We start from the raw sequence: 21,441 nt of genomic DNA on the forward strand, positions 1-21,441 counted from the left end.
CTGCACGTGGCCCGTACCAACGAACCCCATACCTACCGTACTAACAGTGATGCCATCTGGCAAGCCAGACGCTGCGTTTTTCCGGACGGAGATTTACCGATCGGAATCGGAGGCGTAACCATTCGGAATACCTATCCGGGTAAACGAATGAACGTACAGATTCGCTCGGACTCGGCTCTGGGGTATCAGTTTGACCGGCTAAAACTTTTCTGTCTGCGGGATACCAACAGTTACGATTTCAACATTCTGGATGCTTCGGGAGCCGTGATGGCTTCCGTACAAACGTCCGGCGGAACGGAGGGACAACTGCCGATTTTAGTGGATCTCAACGAACTCAACGATGAGTTTTCGCTGGAATCCGTACAGACAAAAGCCGGACAAAACCATGCGACGTTGTTTGGGTTCAGTCTGGAAAATGGTCAGCCTGGCGTGCTGTATCACTCGGTAGGGGTAAACGGGGCTCAGTTCTCCCATTACCGCGATGCCCAGTATTTTGCCGAACAAACCCAAGGACTCGATCCGCAGCTTATTCTGGTTTCGCTGGGTACCAACGAGGCCCATAGTGCAGCTCTGACCATGACGGAGTTTTACGCGAACATCGATGCGTTGGTACAGGCCCTGCGAAAGTCGAATCCGCAGGCTACGATTTTACTGACCACGCCCGCTGATTCGTACAAGCGTCGCACGCACGCCAATCCGAAAATGGCGGAAGTACGCCAGACCATCCTGAACTACGCCAGCGAACATCACCTGCCGTGCTGGGATCTGTATGGAATTACGGGACCAGCCGCGTTCTGGAAAAAAAATCATCTGATTACGAGCGACGGTGTTCATTACAACCGCAAAGGCTACGAATTGCAGGGAAATTTACTGTATCAGGCTTTAATGCAAGCCTTCAACGATTATGCCACCCATCGACTTTAGTAAACTAACGGAACTGCTTCAGTATCAGCCCGAGGCTCCGATTCTATTTAACAGTGGCCTGTTTTTGTGGTTGTTCCTGGGATTCTCGTCGATCTACGTACTACTACAGCCGAACCACCGGGGCAAGGTGATTTTTGTGACCTTGTTTTCGCTGTATTTCTATTACAAATCTTCGGGCTGGTATTTTTTGTTACTGGTACTCGCGACCGTGGTGGATTACGTACTGGGCTGGTTTATCTACGATGCTGATCAGAAGATATTCAAACGGCTCTGGATGGTGCTCAACCTGATCCTCAATCTGGGTCTGCTGGCGTATTTCAAGTATACCAACTTTTTCTATCAGGCCTGGACTGAGTTTTCCCATCAACCGTATAATCCGCTGCCGATCTTTCTTCCGGTAGGGGTTTCATTTTATACGTTTCAGTCCCTGAGTTATACCATCGATATTTACCGGGGCGAAATCAAACCCGTCAAGAGTATCCTGGATTACGCCTTTTTCGTTTCGTTTTTTCCGCAGCTGGTAGCAGGACCAATCGTACGGGCCAAAGATTTCATTCCGCAACTCTACCGACCCACGGTCGTAACGCCGGAACAGTTTGGACGGGCGGTCTTCCTAATTGGCAGCGGATTGTTTAAAAAGGTGATCATCTCCGATTACATCAGTATCAACTTCGTCGATCGGATTTTTGATAACCCTACCCTGTACTCGGGACTGGAAAATCTCTTTGGCGTGTATGGCTACGCCTTGCAGATTTACTGCGATTTTTCGGGCTATTCCGATATGGCGATTGGCATTGCTTTGTTGCTGGGCTTCGAGTATCCGGTCAATTTCGACTCCCCGTACCAATCCCGGAACATTACCGAATTCTGGCGTCGCTGGCATATTTCGTTGTCCAGCTGGCTCCGCGATTACCTGTACATTTCGATGGGAGGAAACCGGAAAGGGATATTCCGTACCTATTTCAACCTCTTCATGACGATGGTTCTGGGTGGACTCTGGCACGGGGCCGCCTGGCGATTTATGCTGTGGGGGGGATTACACGGCGGGGCCCTGGTCATTCATCGGTTCATTCGTTCGTTTTTTCTCCCGGAGCGTACCCGATGTACCGCTGGCTGGCTCAGCTACTGACCTTTCATTTTGTCTGTTTTTGCTGGATTTTCTTCCGGGCCGATTCCATGGAAATTGCTCAGCAGCTGTTGCATCAGATTGCTACTCAGTTTGACCCAACGCTGATTGTCCAGTTTGTTGAAGGGTATCAAAACGTCTTGCTGGTGATGTTGTTGGGGTACACCCTGCATTTTATGCCCCGGTCACTGGAACTACAGGCCGAAAACTGGATTACGCGTCTGCCACTCGTGGGTAAACTGGCCTGGCTACTGGCGGTTATTCTGTTGATGACGCAGGTACAGTCAGCAGAAGTGCAGCCCTTTATTTATTTCCAGTTCTAGGTATTGCAGTTAATTGGTAAGGATCGAAAGTTTCTTTCCGACCATTACCGATTTTGAACCCTACAAAAAGAAAGGCAGTCACGAAGACTGCCTTTCTTTTTGTGTGTACTGAACGAGTTATACTCTAGCGACGACCGCCGCGAGTAATGATCACGGAACCAATGCGGTCATTCCAGCCAATGTTCCGTAAGCGGTTATTACTGCTCGTCAGGGTGTAGGAATTGCCCGTGAAGCTATCGTTTTCAAATACCTGAATGGTGTAACCCGCCGGAACCTGAATCGAAGAAGCTTTTTTGCTCATCTGACCCAGGGCTGACGAACGATAACGACCCGTATTCAGGGTCACCGAACCTCCCTGATAGTCGTCATCCGCGAAGAGAACGACGGAGCCATTGTCGTTGTACCCGGGCCGATTGTTGTTATAGCCCGGCCGATCATTGTAATCCGGACGGCCACGGCCCGGACGGTTATCGGAATAATCGGGGCGACCGTTGTAGTTCCGGTCCTGCACGATGCGTAACGAACGAATCTGGTTACCCGACTGGGCTACGTTACCACTGAACTTCACCGATTGGCCCCGGAAATTAGGTTCCGAAAACGCTTCAACTACGTAGCCATTGGGTACGCGAATGGAACCAATGGAAAAATTGATAGTTCGGAAATCACCGGAATATTGCTGTACGGATTGACCCCGGTAGTTGGAGTTTGAGAAAAAAGTAACGGCTTCGCGGTCGTTACGCCGATTGCGGTTAGAACCGAATTGAGCAAAAGAGTAAGTGCTGAACAACAGCATGGCGAAGGCAACTAGATAACGTTTCATGGCTAAAGTGTTAAAAATTTACGGGTACAAACATTACTTTGATGGGGGCAATTAGGGCGATAGAAATGGATTTGCCAATAGCCATAGGCCGCTTTTGCGATGAAAAGGGCCTTTTTAGCTGTTAAAAAATGTGAATTCAGGCGATGGGAGGCCCATGAAACGAAAGTTGCCAGCCTGTTCGGGCTGGCAACTATACGTTTGATGAAATTCATCCGGTTATTTCAGAGCCTGATCGTAAAAGGTGTCGGCATCTTTTTTCAACTGGATTAGCGACGGCTTATGGATGTACATCATGTGCCCGGATTCGTAATAGGTAAAGGATACGTTTTTCCGCTGTTCCGGTTTAAGTCCCATGTGGTGAAAGGTGTACTCGGCGGCAAAAAATGGCGTCGCCAGATCGTAATAACCCGCACCCACCCAAACTTTCAGAAAGGGGTTCTTGCTCATGGCCTGCCGTAAGGTTTCACTCACGTTGAGGTAGCTATTCTGGACATTATTGTAATTCCAGGGTTGTACACGCCCCGTCAGGGCCAGGTAAGGCAGGTCATTTTCGTACTTGAGTTCCTGCCGAACGTAGTGATTCAAAGCCGTGGAGTACGGACCGGAAATCGTAGCATCAAGACTGGGATCGAACTCGTAGCCATCGCCCGCATCGTCGAAATCCGTACCGGTCATGCGGCCATCCAGCCGACCCGCCGTCTTGCCTTCCGAACGGAGTAATTCTTTCACAAAACGGCCAATTTCAACGCGTAAACGCGTTTGCCGCAGATAGGTTTGGGAAAGGCCCGTAAACTTCGACAGCTTTTCAACCAAGGCTTTTTCTTCGGTTTCCGTCAGTAAATCACCTTTCATCAGAGCCGTAGTGTACTCGCCCGCGGCAAATTCGCGGGCTGCCTGAAGCGTTTTCTTGAGATCGGCCTGGTACTCCGGAGCCAGTTTCTTGTGATACCAGGCAATCGCCGTGTACGTAGGTAAAAACAGAGCGAAAGGCAAGTCATTGCCCCGGTCAAAACGGGCCGTCTGGAAATTCAGGATGGATGAGATGAGCGATATGCCGTTGATGTACAGGTTATAACGATCCTGCAAATAGCCCGAAAGACCCGCCGCCCGGGTAGTGCCGTAACTTTCGCCCGCCAGAAATTTAGGCGATCCCCAGCGGCCGTACTGCGTGGTGTACAGGCGAATAAATTCACCCACCGACTGAATGTCTTCATTGTACCCGAGAAACTGTTTCTCATTCTCACCGGCTGCGGCCCGACTATATCCCGTATTGACGGGGTCGATAAAAACCAGATCCGTTTTGTCGAGCCAGCTATATTCATTGTTGACCAGGGCATAGGGCGGAGCCAGCGATTCTCCTTTGTCGGTCATGGGAATCCGACGGGGCCCAATGCATCCCAGGTGCAACCAGAGCGAAGCCGAACCCGGTCCACCGTTAAAGGTATACGTAATGGGACGTTTCGTCAGATCCGACACCCCATCCCGGGTATACGCGATGAAGAAAATGTTAGCTTTGGCTTTACCACTTTCGTCTTTCAGCGTAAGGTAGCCGGTACGGGCCGTGTACGAAATGGTTTTGCCCTGAATGGTCACTTGCCCTTTGGTTTCAACGGGGCTGGGCGGAGCCACAAAGGGGACGGGTTTTTCCTGGGAAGGCTGAGCGTTCAGCGTACTACTCAGCAGCAGAGTGGAAAACAGGTAGAGCGATCGGATTTTCATACGGAATAGAGAAGAATGAAACGGATGGAAAGGGTTTAAAATCCAATATTAATAACTAAAAATTGAGATTGAAACGTACCGCCGCGGGTCCAGAGGCCCCGGAAGCCCAGTTCGAAAGCCTGCCGTAAACGCAGGACGTTGAAATCGAACGTAACATCAACACCCGTGGACTGGTAAGTGCGGGTTCGGTCACCCGTGACGGCATAGCCCAAATCCGCAAACGCATTCAGTTTGATTCGTTGCACGTACAGCAAGCGACCCAGACTCCAGTCGGGGTAGGCCAGTGGCAACTGGTACTGAAGCGTACCCGTGGTTAGTTTCGCAGCACTGGCGTATGCATATCCCCGGGGGTAAAACATTGGGCTGCCAAATACGTACGAGTCGCCGGAACCCTGAAACTGTACACCGCCGAAAAGACGAATGGAATGATGGGGAAAAAATCCCGGAAAGTACAATCTCGTTTGTAAAGCCAGTAAGTTACCCTGTAGTACACCTCCGAAAGGCGTATTACGGGCGTAGAGACTAAACGTTTGTCCCCAGCGAGGCTGCACATCCCGCTTGGCTTGTCGTAACAGACGGGAGTAACTTAGGGAAACGGTGGTGGCCGATAAATTATGACGGCCCGGCTCGGTACGGCTGCGTAGGGGAAGATCGTAACCCTGCGTCTGAATAAAATTGGCCTGTACCGCGAGCGAAAGGCCTTCCCGATACTTGGAATGGGTCAACACCAGGGGCAGGCGTAGTCCGACGTTAAGTTCGTTTTGTCGCCAGTAATCTTTTCGGAGGCTATCGATGGGTGGTTGCTCGTCAATGGAAAAAACCGTCTGACGTCCGGCACTCGCTACACTCACATCGATGACCGGATACCAGCCGTAGTAGCTGAAGTTGCCTTCCCAGCGGCCCTGTCGTTCGTTGGCGTTGTAGGTGTACCCGGCCGAGGTAAAGGCCGTAGAAAGCAGATTCTGCGATTGGATGCCCACGGATAAGTCCGTCTCGGACGAAGTCAGCACCGGTCCCCAGCCGTAAATTTTAAATAAATGAGCCCTGGAATAGGGCTTGCGAACGTGCGACTGATTGGGTACGGAAGCCAGTAACGCAGGGTTGTTTTCCTGTTGTACCAGCGGACCAAACGAGCGGGTAGGGGCGGTCGGGATTTCCGTGAGTTCAGTCCATTCAGCCGGGTTAAAGGGCAGTCGGGCAATCCGGTGACCCTGTTCTGTAAAATCCTGAAAAGCCAGGGTACGACCATCGGGCGAAAGAGCGGCGTGGTACGCTCCAAAAGGCCGCTGCGTGATGGCGTAATGCTTTTGGCTAGTTTGATGAAATGCGTAAATCTGGTCGGTACCCGTGTACGGAGCATTGTAAAGCACCCAGTTATCGTACAACAGCGGTTGAGAAAGATTCTGTGTTTGGAGTGGAAAGACGTCCTGCAATTGCCCGGTCTCCAGATTCAGTATCGTGAGCGTTTTCTGAGAACCCACTTGTCGTACCATAATGGCCCGGCGACCATCCGCCGCAAACCGGGGCTGCTGGTACAAAGACTGTTGAGGATTCGGAAAAGTCCGAAGAACCTGACCGTCGGAAGCCTGCACTAACACCAATTCACTTTTTCCTTCCGTATCAATGGACACCGTGAGAATGGTACGCCCATCGGGCGAAATCGTCGGAGCAAAATAGCGACTTTTTCGGGTGACCTGCCGCATCGTTCCCGTACGCAGGTCAAGCGTCTTAAGTACGGTATAATCCCGCATGCCCCAGCGGGGATCAAAGTGTTGTTCCGCCCAAACCAGCGTAGTCTGGCCCAGCGAAAGGGTGGCGGAATTTTGGAGAAAACCCGTTTCGTACAGCTTGGTTTCGTTTTGCCCGTCCAGCAGTACAAAGGCGGGAATATTCGCTAATCCCGACTTCAACGCAACGATCCGGCCATCGGGCAATAGTTGCGGGTACTCGTAATCCGTATACACTCGAATGGGTTTGGTAGAAACCTGTGGGGCGGGCGACGCTACGGCTTGCTGAGCAGCCCACTGTTGGGTGAAATCAGCCGCTGCTTCCTGATACAAGTCCTCCGTCCGTAAGCCTGATATTTTCCGCAGTTTGTCCGAAAAAGAAAAGGGGTAGAAGGGGAAACGGTAGTACCGATCAAGAACCGAATTCCAGACCTCAGGCCCCAGCTTTCTACGGGCGTAATTCGTCAGGTGATAGCCCAGTACGTACCAGTCGGGAAGGTTATCCCGGTACGAACCCGCAACGATTTTAGGATAGCTAAAAGGTTTATTCCGGCTCAGTAACTGGGTGCGAAACAACAGGTTAAACTCCGGGATTCGCCCACGTCCGCCAGGAGAGAGTGCCGTTTCCGTGCACACGGCGTCTCCTTCCGCAAACCAGTCCGGGATGCCGGTTTTTAGAAAATTAGTAGCATTGTAGCCAAACAGATAGAACAATCCCTTACTAATACCGGTCATCGCTTTCTCATTCTGAACGACGTGCCGGTATTCGTGCACGGCCAGCAGGTCAAGCCAGCGATTATTTCCCAGAAAATTGGCGTCCTGCGGCGGCGTGATGTAGAACTCCGTATGACGGGGCGTCAGGGTCACAAATCCATTGGAAACCGTAGTTTGGGCTTGCAGCACCAGAGGAATACGACGGGGTTTCCGGCCGAGGGTCTTGGATACGGGTTCATAAACCGTTTCCATGGTATTTGCCAGTCGATTACTAACTGAATCAAGACCTTCCGGATAAATGATCTGGAAGTGGGGCGTCCGGTACTGAAACCAGCGAATGGAGGCAGGATTCTGGCTGGTGTTACCTAATTGAGCAAGTGCCTGATAGCCAGTCAAACAGCACCATACACAGAAAAGAAAGCGATTCATTCCTACGAATCTAGGGAAAAAATGAAGGGTGTAAGCTAAGCACAAACTTTGAAATTTTTAGCAGGGGCATTTGAGCGTATTGGTTTTTTTGAGGAAAAACGGGGTGAATCTGAGGAAACGAAGAATCAAAAAACTTGACTCGCTTTCTATTTTAAATAGTTTTGCTAAAAATTTTGTCAATTTAGGAGGCGGTATGAGCATCATTAGCGAGAATATTCGGTATCTGCGGAACCGTAACGATCTGACACAGGAGCAGTTAGCTCGTCGCCTGGGTACCAAAAGGCCAAACATTGGTGCGTACGAAGAGGCAAGAGCTAACCCGCCCCGTGAGACGCTCATTAAACTTTCGCAATTGTTTGGCGTGACGCTCGATCAGTTGCTGACGGTTGATTTACGCCGGATTCGTGATACGCCCAGCCTGAATTTAGGTCCCGCCTCCGCGACACCTCCGCCTCCCGTTTACCGTCCTGAAACGGCCCGTCCACCGCAGCCCATTCAAAAAGTGGTGGATACGTATTTTCGGGAAAAATCGCAGGTCAATCTGGTGGCTCAGCGAGTAACGCTTCGTAAACTCAATCGCTTGGATTTTCTGTCCGATACGCCCGTAGAATTACCCAAAGCATCGGAAGCGTTCAATCGGACAACGATTACGGCTCCCTCCGTGGTTCAGGCTCCCGTTACGACAGCCCCAACTCCGGTAGATTCGGTTATTCGGCTGGTCAACCAGGGGCGGATGAGCGAATACGTCATGAAATCGCGGCAGGGGGAGTACATTCAGCAGTTGCCGCCGTTTCAGGGACCGCAGACGAAAGCGGGTGTTGTCCGGGCTTTTGAAGTAGGCGATGATTTTTCCATTCCCGGTTCCATTCTGATTGCTGAACAGGTAACGGATTGGTATACACTTGAAGACTCCCGGCACTATCTGATCGTATCCCGAATGCAGGGTTTACTGTACCGACGGGTCTATAATCAGCTGAAAATCAAAAGTACGCTTTTACTAAGTTCGGATAATCCAGGTATTCAGACGATCGAACTTTCCCTGAAGGACATTGTAGAAGTCTGGGCCGTTCGCGGCTTTTATAGTACCAAGCTACCCGAACCGCCCGTATCGCTTGACCGTATGAAAGCGTTAGTAGAAGAATTAAAAGAAGAACTTGATCGGGCGAAAGCCTGAGACATAAAAAAGCGGATGGCAACCATCCGCTTTTTGTTTATTCTGTAGGCAACTGCGAAAGTTCGTCCAACGTACGTTCGATGTCGTTCAGAAACCGATTGTTACCGCTCGGATTAACCAGTGATTTGCCAAATTCGTACCAAAGGCCGTCGCCGACATTGATAAAGTTACCCGGATGATCGGGCTTCTTGGGCGTAGCTTTTTCGGCCAGAAACTCACCCGCATAGATGAGCCGTAGCACCGGATTCAACGTATCCCAGCGAAGTTCATTCGACTTTTCAATGTTGTCCACCTGCATATTCATCTTCACCGTACGTTTGGAGAAGAAGACGTTCATTTCCAGTTGTACCGATTTATCCTTCAGTTTTTTCAGATAAATGAGTTTCAGCGGAGCTTCCAGACGGGCCGTTTCGTAGATGGCCTGAATAAGTTCCTGCGACAGGTATTCCCAGGGCTCCCGGTTCCGGGGTTTGCCCAAAAGGGGTTCCTGATCCTTGTATTCAATGTTGAGCCAGAACTGATTTTCAGCTTCCTGAGCCGGACGACTGGTCTTATAAAAGTCGGTTTTAGCAACCAGCGACCGAAGTTCTTCCGTCCAGACGGGTAGGAGGGTACCTTCCCATTCGAAATCATCGTTACCCGTGAATCCTTCGCCCAGAATTTCCTCTTCCGTCAGATCGTCCCGATCGGTGTATTCAATGCGAAAAACCACGTGTAATTCGTCCGCCCGATTGACCGTACAGCGGATGAAATATTTATGGGAATAGGGAGCAGGGATAAGCTCTGCCGTTTGATAGTTGATCTCGATGGATCGAAGAAGAGTTTCCATAAGCACAATTCTGTGCGTGAAAAATAGTGAATAGTTTTTAGTTTTCGGCGTTTAGAGGCAGTTTTCGGGCAGATCTTAGCAATTATTCAGTGGGTAGTCCCTGTACCGTGGCCCGTTTGTCAACTTTTTCCGTAGGCGTATGCTGGAAAGCATGTACCGTACGCAAAGACCGTGGGGACTTATACGCGGGAAGCTGATTTTTAAGTTGCCGGAGCAGTTCCTGATTTTGTTCGGGAGCGAGCGACTCCGCTTCGATGACGAGCGTCAGTGCCTGCCCCAGCCGTTCATCGGGAAACCCCAGGCAAAAAAACGTTTCCCGGGATAATAGGCCCGTACGATCGGTTCAACCCAACGCTCTACTTCTTCCAGTTGAATTTTAATCCCTCCAGAGTTGATGATATGATCCGCCCGACCCAGCATACGAAAACGTCCACCGTCCTGCATTTCTACGACATCATTGGTCTGAATTCGTTCGAAATTAGAAGCAGCGGCAGTAATGTGCAGGCAATCGCGTTCGTCAAGCCCTAGAGCTACTCCCGGTAAGGCCTGAAAGTAATCCGACTGCTCGGGACCATTCAGGCAGCGAACGGCAATGTGCGAAACCGTCTCGGTCATGCCATACGTAGCATATACGGGAGCCTGTATTACCTGTAAGGCTGCGTGTAAGCTCTGCGAAACGGCCGCCCCACCAATGATAAGGGCCTTCATTTGATTGAGCTGCGGCAAAGATTCACTCGCTTGTTCCAGCAAATGTTGCAGTTGCAGGGGTACAAACGCCGCGAAATCGAGCGAGACATCCTTGGGTAATGGGTCGGAGCTGGGTTCCATCACAAAAGTGCGTAATCCGCATTCCAGCGTGCGAACCAGCATCATTACTCCCGCAATGTAGTTGACATTCAAACAGCAAAGGGCCTGATCGCCGGGCTGCAATTGAAAAGTTTCGGCCGTAAGGCGGGCGGAAGCCTGCATCTGAGCCCGAGTTAGCGTAATGATTTTGGGCGTACCCGTCGAACCGGAAGTCTGCAGTTGGAAATGCGATTGACCCGAAAGCCACTGCTGGCAAAAGTTTATGGCCTGACCTTCGTACTCCGTCTGAGGCTCGGGTAAAGGAAGAGCGGCATCGATTACTAGCATGCGTGTAAAATTAACCGGTTGCCTGAGAAAAACGGAGAGCCGTTGTCTGACAACGGCTCTCCGCAAGGTAAGTAGTCCAACCTGTGCTTAGTTATTTAAAAAGGCGGAATACATCCAGACCATTTTCTCCTGCGAGCGAATGTAATCACTCATCAGGGCACTGGTTCCTTCGTCATTAATTTCACCCGCTACCGCCAGAATTTCGCGTTGCAGGGGCATAATTACCTTAAAGGAATTCAGAATGCCTTCTACCGCCGTAGTGCCGTTGGAAACTTTGGCACTTTCCAGAATTTGCGACTGACGGGCATATTCCGAATAGTTGTGGTTCGGCGTATACCCTAGCGTTAAGATCCGCTCGGCTACTTCGTCAATTTTTAGTAATAAATCGTTGTACAGCTCTTCGAATTTTACGTGTAATTCAAAGAATTTTTCGCCCTTGATATTCCAGTGATACCCACGGGTATTTTGGTAAAAAATGGAATAGTTAGCCAGCAATTGGTTGAGCTTCTGGGCTAATTCAGCGGATTTATCGGTATCTAAACCAATGGCATTTAAAGTACTCATGCTATCTTATCGTTCGGTTGACAAAAAGTAAAACAGCGTTACGGACACAAAGAAAATTACTCTTCCTCGGGGGCTTCGACTACTGCCGCAGGAATGCTGCGGCTTTCGCCCTGAACCCATACCGTAAGCTCGTCACCCGCCATGTTCTCAATTACTGTGCCATCCGGACGGACGTGTACATTGAGAATATTGTCCCGGAAACGAATGGTAAACGAATAGCTCTGCCATTGCTCCGGGCAGCGGGGGGATAAGTGAAGCTGTCCGTCGTTCACCCGCAGGCCCCCAAAGCCTTTAACCACTGACATCCAGGTACCTGCCATGGAAGTGATGTGCAGTCCATCTTCAGTATCATTGTTATAATCATCCAAATCCAGACGACTTGTCCGCAGATACATTTCGTAGGCCTTATCATCCATGCCCAGCCGGGACGCCAAAATGGCATGTACGCAGGGCGACAGGGAAGATTCGTGGACCGTACGGGGTTCGTAGTAATCATAGTTCTGCCGAATCGTCGCTTCCTCAAATTGATCTTCGAAGAAGTACAGGCCCTGTAATACGTCCGCCTGCTTGATGAAAGGGGAACGCAAAATCCGATCCCAGGACCATTTCTGGTTCAGTGGACGATCTTCGGGACGCAGGTCGGTTACGAGAATTTGTTCTTTATCCAGGTAACTATCCTGTTGCAGGAAAACTCCTAATTCTTTCGACTCGGGTAAGTAAAGCTGGTCAATAATAGCCTGGAAGCGACCAAACTCCGCTTCTTCGTTGAGCTGCAGTTGCTGACTCAAAGTGGCGTAACGCTCGGATTCCGTAGTCTTCAACTGATCGGTTACCTCCAGCGTGTATTGCAGGCACCAGCGAGCGATGTAGTTCGTGTACCAGTTATTGTTCACGTTGTTTTCGTACTCATTCGGTCCGGTTACGCCGAGCATGACAAATTGTTGACGCTCGTCTGACCACGTAATCCGCTGCGACCAGAAACGGGCAATGCCCAGGAGTACCTCAAAGCCGTATTCACCCAGGTAAGCCGTATCGCCGGTATACCGAATGTAATCGTAGATGGCGTAGGCAATGGCTCCGTTACGGTGGATTTCCTCGAAGGTAATTTCCCACTCGTTGTGGCATTCCTCGCCGTTCATCGTCACCATCGGATACAGGGCCGCTCCTCCCGTGAAACCCAGCTTCTCGGCGTTTTCAATGGCTTTGCCCAGTTGTTTCCAACGGTAAATGAGCAGGTTACGGGCTACTTTGGGTTCTGCCGTGGAGAGATAGAAGGGAATGCAGTACGCTTCCGTATCCCAATAGGTCACGCCGCCGTATTTTTCTCCCGTAAATCCTTTGGGACCAATGTTAAGGCGATCGTCTTCTCCCGTATAGGTCTGACTGAGCTGAAACAGATTAAACCGAATGGCTTGTTGAGCCGCGACGTCTCCTTCAATGACAATATCCATCTGCTGCCATTTCTGGGCCCAGGCTTCGATTTGTTCCCGCAAGAGTTGTTCGTATCCTTTTTCGGCCATAGTCGCCAGGTACGTCTTGGCGTGGGCGAGCAGGTCCTCACGGGCGTGATTCTGGTCACTCAGGTTGCAGGCGTATTTGATCAGAGCGATTTCTTCACCAGCAATGACGTCCAACTGAATTCGACTGCTAACGAAACCTTCCTGCTTGACGGGCAAGGCCTGAAACGGAAACGAAGCTCCGTCTTTGTATAAAGAAAATTTCTGACCCGTAACGACTTCGAATTGTGGTACCCCGTACTCATTCGGTACCGTAGTCAGGTGGAGGTAGCCTTCCGCAAAACCCGTTTCCCGGTGAATCTCCTGCCAGAATTTCTGATCGTAATTGGAGTCGCGGTTGGAAATCGTCCCGTCGATGTAGGGCATGATGGTGAGTTTACCATCAAAATTCAGGGGCTTGATGCAGTAGCGAATGACCCCGCCCTCATCGTGCGTGAGCGAACAAAACCGTTTCGCCGTGACGCCCACCTGTTTGCCGGAAGGCAGCATCGCCACAAACGAACGGCTCAGCCAGCCTTCTTTCATGTTCAGGGTCCGACGGAATTCGTGCACGTGGCAGTTCGCCAGATCCAGTTTTTCGTCCTCCAGCTCAATCTGGATACCAATCCAGTTGGCGGCATTTATGACTTTCGCAAAGTAATTGGGGTAGCCGTTTTTCCACCAGCCAACCCGGGTTTTGTCCGGGAAGTAGACGCCAGCTACGTAGTTACCCGGCAGGGTTTTGCCGGAGTAGCCCTCTTCAAAATTGCCCCGCTGACCCATTCGGCCATTGCCCAGGGACATAACCGATTCGGTGATTTCATTCCAGTCCGCATGGAAGCCTTCTTCGATGATGCACCATTCATCGTGTTTCAAATAATTTTTCATCCGAGTTTAAGTTCAGCGATTAGTTGTTTCCAGTAGGAGGGATTACTAATCGATATGTGAAGTACGCCCAGTCAGGAGTAGTCCGAGCGTACGTGAGTTCTTTTCAAAAGGGGTTTATTGCCAACCCAGCAGTTCGTCGCTGAGCTTGGTCCAACTGGTTTCCGTGAAGGCCGTAATGACCACGTCTGCTTCCGTGAGTACTTCCGGAGATCCGACGCCGACGGCTTTCATTCCCCCCCGGTGGGCGGCTTCAATGCCGGCCACGGCATCTTCAAAGACGACACAATCGGCGGGATTCTGGTGTAAGGCCTGGGCTCCGAGTAAGAAAACTTCCGGATCAGGTTTGCTTTTGGTGGTATGTGTACCATCGATGATGGCATCAAAGGCATCGAGCATGTCAATTCGCTCCAGAATCAGCCGGGCGTTTTTGCTGGCGGAACCCAACGCAATGCCAATCCCCGCTTTTCGTAAGGAATCAAGAAAGTCACGAACGCCGGGAAGAACTTCCTGTGGCGTCATTTGATTGACATAGGCCAGATACCATTCGTTTTTGCGAGCGGCCCATTGCTGTTTTTCTTCATCGGATAACGTAACGCCACCCCATTGCAGAATCAATTCCAGCGACTCCATGCGGGAAACACCCTTCAACTGTTCGTTCTGGTGTTCCGTGAAGTCAAAACCCAGTTCATTGGCGAGTCGTCGCCAGGCTTTAAAATGATAAACAGCCGTATCAACAATTACTCCGTCAAGATCAAACAGGCAAGCTTTCAAGGCAATCTAAAGTTTTGGTTTCCAGTTATTGAAGCTCCAGTACAAGGGAAGAACGAGCGGGAATCTGAATCTGCTGTAGATTCGCTACGCCGGTTCCCGTCAGTACATTTTTGGCCGAAGAAAAGCCATTCATACGTTCACGAAAGCGATCCGTAGCGATCGTTTTCTCCGTCGTATTGGCGTTCATGAGTATCATTACCGTACCCTTAGTATCGTGCCGAAAATACGCATAGATTCCGTCCAGTGGCAAAAATTGCGTCAATTTTCCTGTTTGCAGAGCTGTGGAGGTTTTACGGAAGTTAGCCAGCGTACGTACATAGGTAAAAGCTTCATTTTCGGTAGCGGTTCGGCCAGCGGCTGTAAATTTGCTGGCAGGGTCATTGGCGAAACCTCCCGGAAAATCCTTACGAACTTCAGCATCCGATGGATTTTTAAAATTCTTCATGAGAAGTTCCGTTCCGTAATAAAGTTGGGGTATACCGCGGGTCGTAAGCAAAAAAGTTATGCCCATTTTGTACTTGTCCAAATTTTCCCCAATCACCGAATAAAAGCGATCCAGATCATGATTGTCGAGAAAAATCAGATTGCGGAACGCATCATCATAGAGGAGATCCTGCCCCAGCGTTTCGTACCAGCGGTTGATGTTCTGATTCAGGGCATCATTGCTGGCGTTATAAAGCTGAAAATCAATGGCTCCGGGCAGGTTACTCTTCCACGGAACATTGAGTTTATTCTTCACGAAGTACGCCTGATTTGTGACACTGTTTACCCAGTTTTCACCACAGATGTACAGGTTGGGATGCTCTTCCAGTAGCCGCTGGTTGAGCGTATTCATGAAGTTCAGATCGTTGTAGAAATACGTATCGACCCGCCAGGCATCGATGCCGAAATACTCGACCGTCCAGAGGGCATGCTGAATCAGAAAATTTGCTACGTACGAATTTTTATGATTCAGATCGGGCAGGAAAGGGACGAACCAGCCATCCTGACTCACTTTGCGGTCATACTCCGAAGCGTAGGGGTCTACGATGGGCTGGTCTTTATAGGTCGTGTTCTGGTACTGCGGCCACTGGTTCAGCCAGTCTTTGGCGGGTAAATCCCGAACCAGCCAGTGATTTTTCCCCACGTGATTATAGACCGCATCCTGCATGATTTTCAACCCTTTGGCGTGAGCCGCCGCTACGAGTTTCAGGTACGCTTCGTTCCCGCCCAGGCGTTTGTCAACGCTGTAATGATCCGTAAAGCCGTAACCGTGGTACGAAGAACGCATGGCCCCACCTTCATTGGTGGTTGGCTGATCGTTTTCGATGACGGGATTAAGCCACAACGTGGTCACGCCCAGTTCTTTGAAGTAATCGAGGTGTTTCATAATACCCGCCAGATCGCCACCGTGTCGCAGAAACGGATTGGTACGGTCCAGTTGCGTATCGGCCATATCCGCAAAACGATCATTGGAAGGATCGCCATTGGCAAAGCGATCAGGAAGCAGCAGATACACAAAGTCCCGCGAATCGACAGTCTGGGGGCGGGCCGTACGAGCCTTCAATTCATAGGGTACGGTGACAATCATTTCCCGGCCCCCGTTGACGATCGTACTGTTATTCCGTCTTTCCGTTAAGGGAAATACTTTCGAAAACTGAAGTTGGAGGGTGCCGGGTTTAGTATCCGCCCCGATGGTCAGATCCACAAACACATAATTCGGACTTTCCACCTGATGCACCCGGTCGACAAACACGCTGGGGTAATTAACCTTCACTTTCGCACCTTTGATATTCGGCCCGTATACCAGTAGCTGTACCTGTTGCTTTCTCATTCCAACGTACCAGTTGGTGGGGTTAATACGTTGGATCTTAAGACCTTGGGCAAACAGGGGTAGCGTCTCAAGGAGCAGAAAACAGAAAAAACTGATCCGCAAAAACATGGGGCGAATAATTAAAGTGAGTAGCAAACGAACGTAAAATTTACGGAAATATTAATTTGTTGCGATAAAATTGATTGATTTGGATACTTAATTATAGTTAAGGGTAATAGTAAAGAAAAAATAGTCGGGAAAAGAATTCGAAAGTGTGATTCAGAACCCTGATTTTTGAAACACTTCCGGTGAAAATGCGGTAGTGTCATTTCATAACTTCCCAAGAAAACAACCATGTCTGTAGAAAAGCAAAACGACAAGCTGCTCATTTATGAATTGACCATTCGTTTGTTCGGTAATAAACAGTCGCAGGTAAAGCCCTGGGGCTCGTTGAGTGAAAATGGTACCGGCACGTTTAGTGATGTTAGTGATACCGCTCTGAAAAATTTGAAGAATTTCGGTATGACCCACGTCTGGACGATGGGTGTGCTGGAACACGCCACCATGGAAGATTTTTCGGCTCTCGGTATTCCCAAAGATCATCCGGCCGTGGTGAAAGGTCGGGCCGGCTCGCCATACGCCATCAAAGATTACTATGACGTAAACCCCTTTCTGGCTCAGAACCCTTCGCGGCGGATGGAGGAGTTTGAAGCGATGGTGAAACGGGTGCACGCACAGAAGCTAAAGCTGATTATTGATTTTGTACCGAATCATGTGGCTCGTCAGTATCACTCCGATGCCAAGCCCGCCGGGGTGCTTGATTTTGGCGAAACGGACGTGAATACGCAGGCTTTTTCTCCGGCCAACAATTTCTATTATCTGCCCAACGAAGAATTTGCCATTCCGGAAGGCGTTCACCTGCCCATCGAGTCCCCGCACCCGTACTTCGAGTATCCGGCCCGGGCCACGGGAAATGATGTATTTCAGGCTCAACCCAGTATCCATGACTGGTACGAAACGAGTAAGCTTAATTACGGCGTTGATTACCAGAATGGTCGTTCCTGTCACTTTGACCCCATTCCGGATACCTGGCTGAAAATGCGGGACATTCTGCTGTACTGGGTAGCGAAAGGCGTAGATGGCTTCCGCTGCGACATGGCCGAGATGGTACCGGTCGAATTCTGGGCCTGGTGTATCCCCCAGATTAAAGCCAAAGGAGATGTCATTTTTATCGCTGAAATCTATAACCCGCTACGGTACCATAACTACATCCACGTAGGTCAGTTTGATTACCTGTACGACAAAGTAGGGATGTACGATACCCTGCGAGAGCTGATGGAAGATCGGGGACACGCTTCGGGCATTACGCGGGTGTGGCAACACGAGTCCGGCGATATTGAGAAACACATGTTACGTTTCCTGGAAAATCACGACGAGCAACGGATTGCCAGTGAATTTTTTGCCGGAAAAGCCGAGTATGCCATTCCCGCCTGGGTGGTGAGTGCCACGCAGGGACGCGGTCCGGTGATGTACTATTTCGGACAGGAAGTAGGCGAGCCCGCTGCCGAAGCCGAAGGGTTCCAGACGAACGATGGCCGAACTACGTTGTTCGACTGGTGGCGGGTGCCGCAGTGGCAGAAGTGGATGAATGATGGGAAATTCGACGGCGGACTATTGTCGCCCGAAGAGAAAAAGCTGTACGATTTTTACCTGACTGTCAACAAACTCTGTCGCAAGTCGGAAGCCATTCAATACGGCAATTTCTTTGATGTACAGTACGTGAATGGGGGCGGCCAATCCGCGGGCTACGACGAATCGAAACTGTATAGTTACCTACGGTACACCGAAAATCAGATCTTACTGATCGTAACGAATTTCAGTCGAACGCAGACGTATCAAACGCAGGTACGAATCCCCGAATTGTTCTGGAATATGGCGGGCCTTTCACCGCAGGCATCGTATGCGTACAGGGAAATTTTCCTGAACAAGAAAGTAAAAGGAAGCTTCCAGGCCACCGATGGAATTGCCGTCCAAATTCCGGCCAATAGTGCGTTGATTTTCGAAATCACTCCCCAAACGTAATCCATCCCCTACGCGAATGCCCGGTTCCCCTGCTTCTGCTTCCATTTTTTCAAAACCCCGGTTATCGTTCTGGCAAATCTGGAACATGAGCTTCGGGTTCATGGGCATTCAATTTGGCTTTGCTCTGCAAAACGCCAATACGAGTCGCATTTTTTCCACCCTTGGAGCAGACGCCGAAGAAATCCCTTTGTTATGGATTGCGGCTCCGCTAACGGGCATGTTGGTACAGCCCATCATTGGCTACTTCAGTGACCGAACCTGGCACCCCAAGTGGGGGCGGCGGCGACCGTTTTTTTTCTTTGGAGCCGTATTTGCTACGCTGGCTCTGATTTTCATGCCTAATTCCTCCAGCCTTTGGATGGCGGGCAGTATGCTCTGGATTCTGGATGCATCCATTAATATCTCGATGGAACCGTTCCGGGCCTTTGTGGGCGACCTGTTGCCCAGTGAACAACGTACGTCTGGGTTCGCCATGCAAAGCTTTTTCATTGGCGTGGGAGCGGTAATAGCGTCGGCACTGCCCGCTATATTTACGTACCTTGGCGTGGCGAATACGGCAGATCCGGGTGAAATTCCAAACTCAGTTCGGTGGTCGTATTACCTGGGAGCCGCCGCCTTTATTTCCTGTGTTTCCTATACCGTACTCACGACGAAAGAATATCCACCCGAAAATCTGGAAGCCTTCCGTCAGGAAGGACAACATCGTCGCCTGGGGGATGAATTCAGGGAAACCTTTTCGGGCCTGTTTCAAATGCCTAAGGTCATGCGTCAACTGGCCGTTGTACAGTTTTTCACCTGGTTTGGGCTGTTTTGCATGTGGATTTATACGACCAATGCTGTAACGGAACACATCTACGGAACCAGCGATACGCATTCCGAACGGTACAACGAAGGGGCCAATTTTGTGGGAACGGCATTTGCCGTATACAATGGCGTCTCGGCCCTTTTCTCCCTACTGGTTCCAACCATTGCCGCCCGAATCGGACGTCGAATGACCCATTTGCTAAGTCTGGTAATCGGAGGGTTTGGACTCATTTCGATCTATTTCATACAAAATCCTCAGTGGCTGTTACTTTCCATGACCGGCGTCGGTATTGCCTGGACGAGTATTCTGACCATACCCTACGCTTTATTATCCGGTAGCCTGCCTGCCGAACGAATGGGTTACTTTATGGGCGTATTCAACTTCTTTATTGTATTCCCTCAGTTTCTGGCGAGCCTAGGATTATCCTATCTCATCAAGCTGGTAGGTTGGGCTCCGATTCAGGTTATCGTCTTCGGGGGAATTTTATTGATCATCGCGGGGTTAATGACCCTGCGTGTCGATGATGAAGAGAAGGCTTAACAAACGATTCTACGTATTCAGTCAATGATAAAGGTAAGTATGTGGCTTGGCTTATGGCTGGCCTGCGTTATAGGTGACCCGGAGCTAATTCAGCAAAAGCTACAAATCCCCAAAGGTCAGACGCCGGGAGAAACGGTGGGTACCGTAGCCCTGAGTTTTCTTAATACGCCTTACGTGGCCCGTACTCTCGAACAGCCCGGCGATGAACAGCTGGTGGTAAACCTGCGAGAACTGGATTGTACGACGTTTGTGGAAAATGTACTGGCCCTTACCCAAACCATTGAGTCCGATACGCTGACCGTGGATCACTTTAAGCACCAGTTAGCCCGGTATCGCTACGATCAGGGGAAGGTGCAGGGGTATGGAAGTCGGCAGCACTATTTTTCATCGTTTTTACAGCAACTGGTTCGCTATGGCGATGCTCGCTTGATGGCAGAGGAGTGGGGTGGCGTACCCTACAATAAACCCATTGACTTCATGACGAAGCACCGGAATTTATACGCTCAGCTGGCCGATTCGCAGAATTTCGAGCGAGTACAGTCCCTGGAACAGGCCTTGAATCAGGTTCAGAAGTACTACATTCCGAAGGATAAACTACCTGCCATCGAGTCGAAACTGCGTACGGGCGATATCATTGGTATTACTTCAGCCAAAGCTGGACTGGATGTTTCACACGAAGGGTTTGCCTACCAAAAAGGGGGGAAGGTGTATTTGCTACACGCCTCAACGGATCAGAAAAAGGTAGTGATTTCGGCGGAACCGTTGGCGGCGTATTTGAACCGGCACCGGGATCAGACGGGGATCATTGTGGCTCGTCTGCAATAAATCACGAATACGAACTCAAATCCATTGATTACTTAACAAAGGCTACGAGGCATGGCGAAACGGCTTGATACCCCTAAAAAATCGGACAGACCTCTGGATAAACGCACGGCGATTCTGGAGGCTACGCTGGATTTGATATCAAAGAATGGGTTCCATGCCACACCCATGAGTATGGTCGCTCAGCACGCCAACGTAGCCGCCGGAACGATTTATCATTACTTCGAAAGCAAGGAGCAACTGATTGATGAGCTTTTCCTCCTGTACCGGGACAAAATTGCTCTGGTGATTCAGGAAAGTGATGATACGACTAAACCGTACCGTGATCGGTTCAGAAGTGTATTTCTGGGTTTGTACGACTACTATGTAAGTCATCCCGATCAGTTTCTGTTTATTGAGCATTACGCCAATTCGCCCATTATGAACAAGCTCTCCAAAGAGGAAATGTTCAACTTTTATCAGCCACTCTGGGAGTTTTTACGAAAAGGGATTCACACGGGACAATTGAAAGACATTTCCTCCCGCTTGATGGCCTGGATGGTCTACGGCAACATCACCGCCGTGGTAAAAATGAAACTTTCGGGTGATCTGACGCTGGATGTTATGTTGCTGAACACGGCCGTAAATACGGTTTGGGAGGGTTTGAAGCGGGGGTGAGGACGGGTTGGGTTTTGGGTTTTGGGTTTTGGGTTTTGGGTTTTGGTAGAATAAACCCGGTAAAGATAGCGAGACGGGTTGTCCGTAGCATTTGCTACGGATTTT

General features: G+C 50.1%; 17 protein-coding genes. 8 read left to right on the plus strand and 9 right to left on the minus strand.

Features of this window, described 5'->3' with window-relative positions:
• Nucleotides 1-267 precede the first annotated feature (267 nt).
• The 3 genes from BWI93_RS29265 to BWI93_RS29270 are packed head-to-tail and all read left to right on the plus strand — an operon-like array spanning nt 268 to nt 2,373.
• Nucleotides 268-924, plus strand: a complete 657-nt coding sequence (locus BWI93_RS29265) for a GDSL-type esterase/lipase family protein (protein ID WP_233207744.1) — start codon at nt 268-270, stop codon at nt 922-924.
• Nucleotides 905-2,053 (plus strand): MBOAT family protein, encoded by a 1,149-nt coding sequence (locus tag BWI93_RS26930; RefSeq protein WP_255158090.1) that lies wholly within the window; start codon nt 905-907, stop codon nt 2,051-2,053. Before BWI93_RS29265 ends, BWI93_RS26930 begins: the two co-directional genes overlap by 20 nt.
• Entirely contained in the window at nt 2,026-2,373 is a 348-nt protein-coding gene (locus BWI93_RS29270) for a hypothetical protein (RefSeq protein WP_255158091.1), read from the plus strand. Before BWI93_RS26930 ends, BWI93_RS29270 begins: the two co-directional genes overlap by 28 nt.
• 124 nt (nt 2,374-2,497) lie before the next feature.
• On the opposite strand, the gene BWI93_RS26935 is transcribed toward BWI93_RS29270, so the two are convergent.
• From BWI93_RS26935 to BWI93_RS26945, 3 genes are all read right to left on the minus strand, one after another.
• Nucleotides 2,498-3,193 (minus strand): hypothetical protein, encoded by a 696-nt coding sequence (locus tag BWI93_RS26935; RefSeq protein ID WP_094817032.1) that lies wholly within the window; start codon nt 3,191-3,193, stop codon nt 2,498-2,500.
• Between the two features lie 216 nt (nt 3,194-3,409).
• Nucleotides 3,410-4,912, minus strand: a complete 1,503-nt coding sequence (locus BWI93_RS26940) for a S10 family peptidase (RefSeq protein ID WP_094817033.1) — start codon at nt 4,910-4,912, stop codon at nt 3,410-3,412.
• Between the two features lie 35 nt (nt 4,913-4,947).
• Entirely contained in the window at nt 4,948-7,782 is a 2,835-nt protein-coding gene (locus BWI93_RS26945) for a PD40 domain-containing protein (RefSeq protein WP_141217617.1), read from the minus strand.
• Nucleotides 7,783-7,975: 193 nt separating this feature from the next.
• On the opposite strand from BWI93_RS26945, the gene BWI93_RS26950 reads away from it, so the two are divergent.
• Nucleotides 7,976-8,956, plus strand: a complete 981-nt coding sequence (locus tag BWI93_RS26950) for a helix-turn-helix transcriptional regulator (protein ID WP_094817035.1) — start codon at nt 7,976-7,978, stop codon at nt 8,954-8,956.
• Between the two features lie 37 nt (nt 8,957-8,993).
• Here BWI93_RS26950 and BWI93_RS26955 read toward each other — a convergent pair whose 3' ends face one another.
• From BWI93_RS26955 to BWI93_RS26980, 6 genes are all read right to left on the minus strand, one after another.
• The gene (locus BWI93_RS26955) at nt 8,994-9,785 is read right to left on the minus strand and encodes a hypothetical protein (RefSeq protein WP_094817036.1); all 792 of its coding nucleotides are present in this window, start codon (nt 9,783-9,785) and stop codon (nt 8,994-8,996) included.
• A 264-nt stretch (nt 9,786-10,049) separates the two neighbouring features.
• Entirely contained in the window at nt 10,050-10,919 is an 870-nt protein-coding gene (locus BWI93_RS26960) for an AMP-binding protein (RefSeq protein WP_255158092.1), read from the minus strand.
• Between the two features lie 87 nt (nt 10,920-11,006).
• Nucleotides 11,007-11,483: a Dps family protein gene (locus BWI93_RS26965; RefSeq protein ID WP_094817037.1), complete on the minus strand. Its 477-nt coding sequence runs from the start codon at nt 11,481-11,483 to the stop codon at nt 11,007-11,009.
• Nucleotides 11,484-11,539: 56 nt separating this feature from the next.
• Nucleotides 11,540-13,867: a family 65 glycosyl hydrolase domain-containing protein gene (locus tag BWI93_RS26970; protein ID WP_094817038.1), complete on the minus strand. Its 2,328-nt coding sequence runs from the start codon at nt 13,865-13,867 to the stop codon at nt 11,540-11,542.
• Nucleotides 13,868-13,981: 114 nt separating this feature from the next.
• Nucleotides 13,982-14,644 carry a beta-phosphoglucomutase gene (pgmB, locus tag BWI93_RS26975; RefSeq protein ID WP_094817039.1) on the minus strand — a complete coding sequence of 221 codons (663 nt, stop codon included), beginning with the start codon at nt 14,642-14,644 and terminating at the stop codon, nt 13,982-13,984.
• A 19-nt stretch (nt 14,645-14,663) separates the two neighbouring features.
• Nucleotides 14,664-16,559: a glycoside hydrolase family 13 protein gene (locus BWI93_RS26980; protein WP_094817043.1), complete on the minus strand. Its 1,896-nt coding sequence runs from the start codon at nt 16,557-16,559 to the stop codon at nt 14,664-14,666.
• A gap of 225 nt (nt 16,560-16,784) precedes the next feature.
• Between BWI93_RS26980 and BWI93_RS26985 the strand changes: the two genes are divergently transcribed.
• The 4 genes from BWI93_RS26985 to BWI93_RS27000 are packed head-to-tail and all read left to right on the plus strand — an operon-like array spanning nt 16,785 to nt 21,336.
• Entirely contained in the window at nt 16,785-18,512 is a 1,728-nt protein-coding gene (locus tag BWI93_RS26985; RefSeq protein WP_094817040.1) for an alpha-amylase family protein, read from the plus strand.
• Between the two features lie 16 nt (nt 18,513-18,528).
• Nucleotides 18,529-19,857 carry an MFS transporter gene (locus BWI93_RS26990; protein ID WP_255158093.1) on the plus strand — a complete coding sequence of 443 codons (1,329 nt, stop codon included), beginning with the start codon at nt 18,529-18,531 and terminating at the stop codon, nt 19,855-19,857.
• Nucleotides 19,858-19,896: 39 nt separating this feature from the next.
• Entirely contained in the window at nt 19,897-20,682 is a 786-nt protein-coding gene (locus BWI93_RS26995) for an N-acetylmuramoyl-L-alanine amidase-like domain-containing protein (RefSeq protein ID WP_176454352.1), read from the plus strand.
• Nucleotides 20,683-20,733: 51 nt separating this feature from the next.
• Complete coding sequence (locus tag BWI93_RS27000; protein ID WP_094817042.1) at nt 20,734-21,336, plus strand: TetR/AcrR family transcriptional regulator; 603 nt, start codon at nt 20,734-20,736, stop codon at nt 21,334-21,336.
• Nucleotides 21,337-21,441: the final 105 nt, after the last annotated feature.

Origin of the sequence: Siphonobacter sp. BAB-5385, assembly GCF_002261125.1 — a bacterium.
In the GTDB taxonomy this organism is placed as follows: domain Bacteria; phylum Bacteroidota; class Bacteroidia; order Cytophagales; family Spirosomataceae; genus Siphonobacter.

Bases quoted from the DNA above. Each gene is read 5' to 3' on its own strand.
- BWI93_RS26940 (WP_094817033.1), bottom strand. From the start codon at position 4,912: ATGAAAATCCGATCGCTCTACCTGTTTTCCACTCTGCTGCTGAGTAGT.
- BWI93_RS29270 (WP_255158091.1), top strand. From the start codon at position 2,026: ATGTACCGCTGGCTGGCTCAGCTACTGACCTTTCATTTTGTCTGTTTT.
- BWI93_RS26980 (WP_094817043.1), bottom strand. From the start codon at position 16,559: ATGTTTTTGCGGATCAGTTTTTTCTGTTTTCTGCTCCTTGAGACGCTA.
- BWI93_RS26945 (WP_141217617.1), bottom strand. From the start codon at position 7,782: ATGAATCGCTTTCTTTTCTGTGTATGGTGCTGTTTGACTGGCTATCAG.
- BWI93_RS26935 (WP_094817032.1), bottom strand. From the start codon at position 3,193: ATGAAACGTTATCTAGTTGCCTTCGCCATGCTGTTGTTCAGCACTTAC.
- BWI93_RS26970 (WP_094817038.1), bottom strand. From the start codon at position 13,867: ATGAAAAATTATTTGAAACACGATGAATGGTGCATCATCGAAGAAGGC.
- BWI93_RS26950 (WP_094817035.1), top strand. From the start codon at position 7,976: ATGAGCATCATTAGCGAGAATATTCGGTATCTGCGGAACCGTAACGAT.
- BWI93_RS26995 (WP_176454352.1), top strand. From the start codon at position 19,897: ATGTGGCTTGGCTTATGGCTGGCCTGCGTTATAGGTGACCCGGAGCTA.
- BWI93_RS29265 (WP_233207744.1), top strand. From the start codon at position 268: ATGGCTTCCGTACAAACGTCCGGCGGAACGGAGGGACAACTGCCGATT.
- BWI93_RS26955 (WP_094817036.1), bottom strand. From the start codon at position 9,785: ATGGAAACTCTTCTTCGATCCATCGAGATCAACTATCAAACGGCAGAG.
- BWI93_RS26985 (WP_094817040.1), top strand. From the start codon at position 16,785: ATGTCTGTAGAAAAGCAAAACGACAAGCTGCTCATTTATGAATTGACC.
- BWI93_RS26990 (WP_255158093.1), top strand. From the start codon at position 18,529: ATGCCCGGTTCCCCTGCTTCTGCTTCCATTTTTTCAAAACCCCGGTTA.
- BWI93_RS26965 (WP_094817037.1), bottom strand. From the start codon at position 11,483: ATGAGTACTTTAAATGCCATTGGTTTAGATACCGATAAATCCGCTGAA.
- BWI93_RS26930 (WP_255158090.1), top strand. From the start codon at position 905: ATGCCACCCATCGACTTTAGTAAACTAACGGAACTGCTTCAGTATCAG.
- BWI93_RS27000 (WP_094817042.1), top strand. From the start codon at position 20,734: ATGGCGAAACGGCTTGATACCCCTAAAAAATCGGACAGACCTCTGGAT.
- BWI93_RS26960 (WP_255158092.1), bottom strand. From the start codon at position 10,919: ATGCTAGTAATCGATGCCGCTCTTCCTTTACCCGAGCCTCAGACGGAG.